This is a genomic window from Limosilactobacillus pulli (assembly GCF_947381555.1).
Classification (GTDB): domain Bacteria; phylum Bacillota; class Bacilli; order Lactobacillales; family Lactobacillaceae; genus Limosilactobacillus; species Limosilactobacillus pulli.
Genome location: NZ_CANCWQ010000051.1, coordinates 1 through 6328, shown reverse-complemented (window position 1 = coordinate 6328; position 6328 = coordinate 1). Strand labels below are relative to the sequence as shown.

General features: G+C 45.7%; 3 protein-coding genes and 2 pseudogenes. 3 read left to right on the top strand and 2 right to left on the bottom strand.

What is annotated here, in order from left to right:
- The first annotated feature begins 38 nt into the window (after nucleotides 1–38).
- A pseudogene (locus QOS03_RS08880) lies at nucleotides 39–723 on the top strand (oxidoreductase).
- A 467-nt stretch (nucleotides 724–1190) separates the two neighbouring features.
- The gene (locus tag QOS03_RS08875) at nucleotides 1191–2345 is read left to right on the top strand and encodes a 5-methyltetrahydropteroyltriglutamate--homocysteine S-methyltransferase (protein ID WP_283576157.1); all 1155 of its coding nucleotides are present in this window, start codon (nucleotides 1191–1193) and stop codon (nucleotides 2343–2345) included.
- A 200-nt stretch (nucleotides 2346–2545) separates the two neighbouring features.
- Here QOS03_RS08875 and ribB read toward each other — a convergent pair whose 3' ends face one another.
- Together ribB and QOS03_RS08865 are read right to left on the bottom strand one after the other, a co-directional pair.
- Entirely contained in the window at nucleotides 2546–3214 is a 669-nt protein-coding gene (gene ribB, locus QOS03_RS08870) for a 3,4-dihydroxy-2-butanone-4-phosphate synthase (RefSeq protein WP_283576158.1), read from the bottom strand.
- Between the two features lie 407 nt (nucleotides 3215–3621).
- Nucleotides 3622–4991: pseudogene (locus QOS03_RS08865) on the bottom strand (ClC family H(+)/Cl(-) exchange transporter).
- Nucleotides 4992–5379: 388 nt separating this feature from the next.
- On the opposite strand from QOS03_RS08865, the gene hdhA reads away from it, so the two are divergent.
- A complete protein-coding gene (gene hdhA, locus QOS03_RS08860; protein WP_283576156.1) occupies nucleotides 5380–6189 on the top strand; it encodes a 7alpha-hydroxysteroid dehydrogenase in 810 nt (269 codons plus the stop codon).
- Nucleotides 6190–6328 lie beyond the last annotated feature (139 nt).

Genomic DNA, 6328 nt, shown 5'->3' with positions numbered 1-6328 from the left:
ATTAGTATAAAAAATTGTAGGAAAACCGACAATTTCAAATCGGTGTTTTCCTACATTTTAGAACCGGTGTTAACACTGATGAGGCATCAAGCAAGGCAGTTGTTGCAGAAATCATTGCTAAAGAAGGGCGGATCGATGTTTTGATCGACAACGCTGGCTACATAGGTTATGGCGCGATTGAAGACGTTGGTCTGGCAGAGGCCAAACGTCAATTTTACGTTAATCTTTTTGGCTTGGCAGCATTAACCAAGAACGTTCTGCCTTACATGCGCTCCAGCATTCCGGTAAGATTATCAACGTTTCATCGATGGGTGGTCGCCTGGTATCGTTTATGGGCGGCTGGTATCACACAACTAAATATGCCGTTGAGGCTTTTAGCGATGCCCTGCGAATGGAGGCAAAGCAGTTTGGTATCGATGTAATTTTGATCGAATCAGGTGGCATCAAGACTGACTGGGGAAACATTGCAGCTGATCATCTCGCTGCCTTAAGGGTGGCGCTTATGAAAAGACTGCGCTCAAGGTCGCTGAAGGGATGCACAAGCAATACAATGGCAACATGATGAGCAAGCCTCAGGTAGTCGTTAAGGCAACCGTTAAGGCAGTTAATGCGCGACGCCCTAAGCCACGCTATCTGATTGGGTTCGGGGCCAAGCCATTGGTATTTGCCCACGCCATTTTGCCAACGCGAGTGTTCGACTTTATCATGATGCACGCTTCTTAAATCAAGAAACGTCGCTTCTAAATTAAAGCTTCTTAATCGTGCCTTGATGGAATCTAATAATTTTTAGAATAATGGTTGACATTTATCGTTATGCCAAGTATTATGATTACATCAAAATTAGAAATTGCTTAGAAGAGATGAGTAGTCGCGGGCAGCCTTTAAAGAGAACCGGGGTAGGTGAGAGTCGGGATCGTGAAACGCGATGAAGATGGTCTTGGAGCAAGTCGGTGGGCGAGCCGTTTGGTAAGCCGGCCGCGGGGTGACGTCCGATATCACGGTCCGGGTCTTCTAATTTTTAGAGTACTCAGTAAGGGCTAGATTGTGAGGTCTAGCTGAATCAGGGTGGTAACACGTTGAATAAGCAGTCAACGTCCCTGGGAGAAAGTGCAGGATGTGCTTTTCCCAGGGATTTTTAATTTCCTGAGAAGTCCTGCCAAACAAGCATTTTCGAAAGGAAGTTATCACATATGACGCAAGCACAAACTTTAACTTTTACCAACCGCACGACTTCACCATTCCGTTATGATATTGTGGGCAGTTTCCTGCGTCCAGCCGAACTGAAAGCGGCTCGGGAAAAATTTGCCAACCATGAAATTGACCATGACGAACTGAAAAACGTTGAAGACAAGTGTATCAAGGAACTGGTCGAAAAAGAGGCGCAAGCAGGCCTGCACGCGGTTACTGATGGCGAGTTTCGGCGTTCTTGGTGGCATCTGGACACGTTCTGGGGCTTTGAAGGGATCGCACACACGAATCCAGAGCATGGCTACTTTTTCCATGGTGAAGAAACCCGTGCAGATTCAGCAGCTGTGACAGGCAAGGTTCGCTTTAACGGTACGCACCCCGACCTGGAAGCCTTCAAGTATCTTAAGCGCTTAACGGGTGGCACGGACCTGATCCCACGCCAAAGCATTCCGGCACCGGCACAATGTTATGAAGAATTAGTACTGGGTGAGGGGAAGAACGAGGCCATCGCTGAATTTTACTCATCCAAGGCAGAATTGGCCAAAGACGTTTCGCAAGCTTACCATGATCTGATTTTGGCTTTATATGATGCTGGCTGTCGTGACTTGAAACTGGATGACTGTACTTGGGGATCAATTGCTGATGACGAATTCTGGCATGTGTTTGCAGAAGATGGTCAAAGCCGTGAACTTTTGCAAGAACAACTCTTAAAGATCAACAATGATGCCTTGGTAAACCTGCCAGCTGATTTGGTAGTGACTACACATGTCTGCCGTGGCAACTACCACTCCACCTGGGCAACCAAGGGTGGTTATGGTCCCGTTGCTGACTATGTACTGGCAAAAGAAAACGTGGCAGCCTTTTATCTGGAATACGATTCAGAGCGGGCAGGCGGTTTTGAACCCTTGGCGAAGGTCCCAACTGATAAATACGTGGTGCTGGGTCTGCTAACCTCTAAATCTGGTGAACTGGAAGATCGTCAAGTAATCTTGGACCGCATTCAAGAAGCTGCACAGTATCATGATCTGGACAAACTATGCCTGAGTACGCAATGTGGCTTCTCCTCAACTGAAGAAGGCAACATTCTGACTGAAGAACAGCAGTGGGCTAAGATTGCCTTAGTCAAGAGCATTGCCGAAGAAGTCTGGGGCGCTTAAAACAGTCTTTATTAATCTCCTTAAATGACATTTTTCCTAAAAAAAGAAGCATATGCCAAAGGATCAACAATCGTGGGCTGAGATCATTTTGCTCAAGTATGCTGAAATAATATCAATATCTCCTCAAATACAACAAAACTCCTCGCAGTCAAGCGGGGAGTTTTATTTTAATAACGAGACCTAGTCAGTAGCGAGTCGGATTAGCCTTGAACCGTGGCATCTTGCAGGTCGCTGGCTTCCTTGATGTTGTGAGCGTCCATGTATTCGATGATTTGATTGATAGTAATATAAGGAACGTTGACGCGCTTAGCCATCTTTGCCAAATCGTCACGGCGAGCCATGTGGCCATCTTCTTTAAGCACTTCAATGATTACCGCAGCCGGTTCAGCGCCCGCCAGATATGCCAGGTCAACAGAAGCTTCAGTGTGACCGATCCGTTTGCGCAGCCCGCCATCCAAAGCATAAAGCGGTTGGATGTGGCCAGGGTGGTTAAAGTCAGTGGGCTTAGCAACGGGGTTGGCGATGCGCTTGATCGTAGCAGCACGGTCAAATGCGGAAACGCCAGTCGTGACGCCGGTTGCTTCAAAAGTACCGTCTGCAGTCGTCATAAATGGCGTTTGGTTTGGATCAGTACTGTGTTCAACCATCTTGGTAAAGCCCAGTTCATGTGCCCGTTGGATGGTGATTGGTACGCACATCAGACCATTGGCTTCGTGCAGCATTTCGTAGACCGTTTCGGGAGTGATGCGGTCAGCTAAAGCTACCAGATCGCCTTCGTTTTCGCGATCTTCGTTATCGGAAAGAATTACGTAGCCACCATTTTGCAGTTGTTGCAGTGCAGTTTCGATCGTGTCAAATTGAACCATAATTTTAGCCTCTTTCTCTCTTTGCCAAATGTAAAATCAACTCTCCGTTCGAACGTGGCCTTATCATATCCTGTTATCGTTAGTTTGTAAACCGTACTATCTGCCTAAAACGGCTTTGTTTATCAAATGAATCACGAACAATAACGTTAAAATGTAACAAACGTTCGAGAATTACCAACTGAACAATTGAACAAGAATTCGGTTAAGTAGGTAGTCGAACGTTCGTAAAGCTTTTCGATTACTTTAGGCGCTTGCTATTTGAAACAAGTGTCGTTTTTGTTTAGTGGTGAACTAGAAAATGAACAAAAAATGCCATCAAAAACTTTTTCAAAAAATTTCTGATGACTTTCATTTGTTAAATATCTAAAGTCGATTAGTTGATTATTTGCAATGAGATCAAACGAATTAATTCAATAATTAAGGTTGCTGGCTTTGGCATTCCGTTCTTGGGCAGCCTGGGGAGCCATCTGTTCACGCAGCGCGCCATAGATTGGCCGTCCCCCTAACAGATAGTTGACTGTGTAGGCAATGAACGTAACCAACAGCATTGGCAGAATCTGCTGAACCGTACCGACCATTTCAGTCAAAAGACAGATGGCGGTAAACGGGGCCATTTCAATTGCGCCAAAATAAGCAGCCATGCCAATGACCACCAGATTGATATATGCTTTGGCAGGAATGAGACCAAAGCGGATCATCAAGCATCCAGTAAAGCCACCCAAGATCGCACCCAGTACCAGAATCGGCATGAAAATCCCGCCTGGTATTGCGGCACCATAAGAAATCATCGAAAAAACGAAGCGAATTACAAAATAGATCCCCAAAAGAACCATCATCGCTTGAAACCCGTGTACATGACGTGGCAGCTGGGCGATAACCTCGACAAAAACATGACTGCCGCCCAGCATGTTGGCATCCCACAAGCCGATTGGAACTACCAGCAGCAAGGGGATGATCGCGCGCCGATTTCTTGGCAGCCAGGTAATCTTGCCATACCAACAATGAATGTTAATCAGACAATATTGGTAAAACCAAGCCAGAATACCCAGCAAGATGCCAAACAAAGCCAAGGGAAGATAGGTAGCCGGTGGCAGGCGATAGGTAACGGGCAGCCACATGCATGGTCGCGTGCCAAAAAGAGCAGGGTGACGAGATCGGAAGCGATGGCTGCGGTTAATGCCGTCAGCCAGGTTTGCGACTCAAACGTATAGGTAATCTCTTCAAGCAGGAAAAGCGCACCGGCCAATGGAGCGGAGAATGCCGCGAAAAGTCCAGCCGCAATGCCACAGGCGATCATGACCTTAGTTTCGTGGCGAGACGATTTGAAGCATTTTTCCGCCAGCCCCTGACCAACTGCCGCTCCCATCTGAATACAGGGTCCTTCTCGGCCAAGAAACAATCCTGGACAGATTGCCATTAGACCAATCAAGTATTTGCGCCATAGCACTGACCACCAAGACATCCAATGTTCATCATGTAAAACGTCTTCAACTTGCGGTACTCCCGAACCAACGATGTCAAACAGATGATTTTTCAACAGACGCGCCATTATCAGCCATAAAATAAGCGTACCGATCAGATAGACGCCCAGCATCAGATAATGAGTTCGCATATAAGGATAGATAACATTGAGTCCTTGCAGCGTATCGTCGATGATTTTGCGAAACGTGGTTACGATCAGACCAGTTGCCATTCCGACAGCGGTGCCGCGTCCAATCCTTTTTAAAAAGTTTGAGGCAAAGGGCCGGTGCAGAATTTCGCTTGCGTCAATTTCTTTCAAGATACAATCCCCTTTTCGAATTTCTGTCTTTGTTATTGTGGCATTCTGATTGGTTGCCATTTTGATAACAGCTATCAATCAATCGTTAAATAATGAATTACTTAATAATCAACTTATGGCGAAAAAACAAAATGCAGTCTGTCTGGCCACGAAAAAATATAGCACAAATGAAATCGCTTTTTAAGAAACATTCATTAAAATTAGTTAATCTAAAGTATATTTTTATCGAATTTTACAAAAATTAAGTTGTTCTTTTATTAAAGATGTTATACTTTTCTCTAATATCAAAAAGACGGTTTATTTGACGAGGAGTCGCTCAATGCCGTCCTAGGATATCCTTAAAAGTTGTTGTTGATTACCTGTCTGCAAGGATAAGGAGGAATTTATGATGACTAAAGACTTGGAAAATGAAACGGCGATCGTTACGGCAGCCAGTCGCGGCATTGGCCTGGCAATTGCCGAAAAGCTGGTTGAGCAGGGGGCCATTGTCTATATGGCTGTGCGGGACAGTGAAAAGAACCGTCAGCTAACCGCCCAGCTGCATGAGCAAAATGAAAACTTCCGCAGCGTTTTTTATGATGCGTTTGACTTTGCAACCTATGCGCCCATGATTCAAGAAGTAGTGCAAGACGCGGGCCATTTGGACATTCTGGTCAATAACTTTGGCACGACGGATGTTAAAAAAGATACGACTTTGGTTGATGGCGACAGTCAGACCTTCTTTGATATCGTTGACAAAAACATCGCAAGCGTTTATTACACTTCCAAATATGCCGTTAAAGTAATGCGCGAGCAGGAAAGCGGCGGCAACATTATCAATATTTCATCAGTTGCCGGTACGACGCCAGATATCAGTCGCTTGGCATATGGCGTCTCAAAAGCAGCCATCAACTCGCTGACCAAACAGACAGCCGTTGAGTATGCGCGTGATAAGATTCGGGCCAACGCGGTACTGCCTGGTTTTGTCGGTACGGATGGCGCCTTGCAGAACATGTCAAAGAGCTTCTTGGATGGCTTTTTGAAACACGTGCCATTAAATGAGGTCGTTAAGCCAGTGGATATCGCCAATATGGTTGCCTTCCTGGCCAGCGATAAGGCGCGTTATGTTACGGGTGAGCTGATTACGGTTGCCGGTGGCTTTGGCCTGCCAACGCCGATCTATGGGGATGCCATGAGCGGCAGCATTAAAAAAGGCTGATAATAATTAACCAGATAAAAAGGACTCGTCGATTTTGGCGGGTCCTTTTATATATTATTTAAACGTCAATTGCTAGTTTGTAACATTCCAAATTTTGCTAGATTATTCGTCATGACAAGTGCCTCGATCTGTGCTTGCA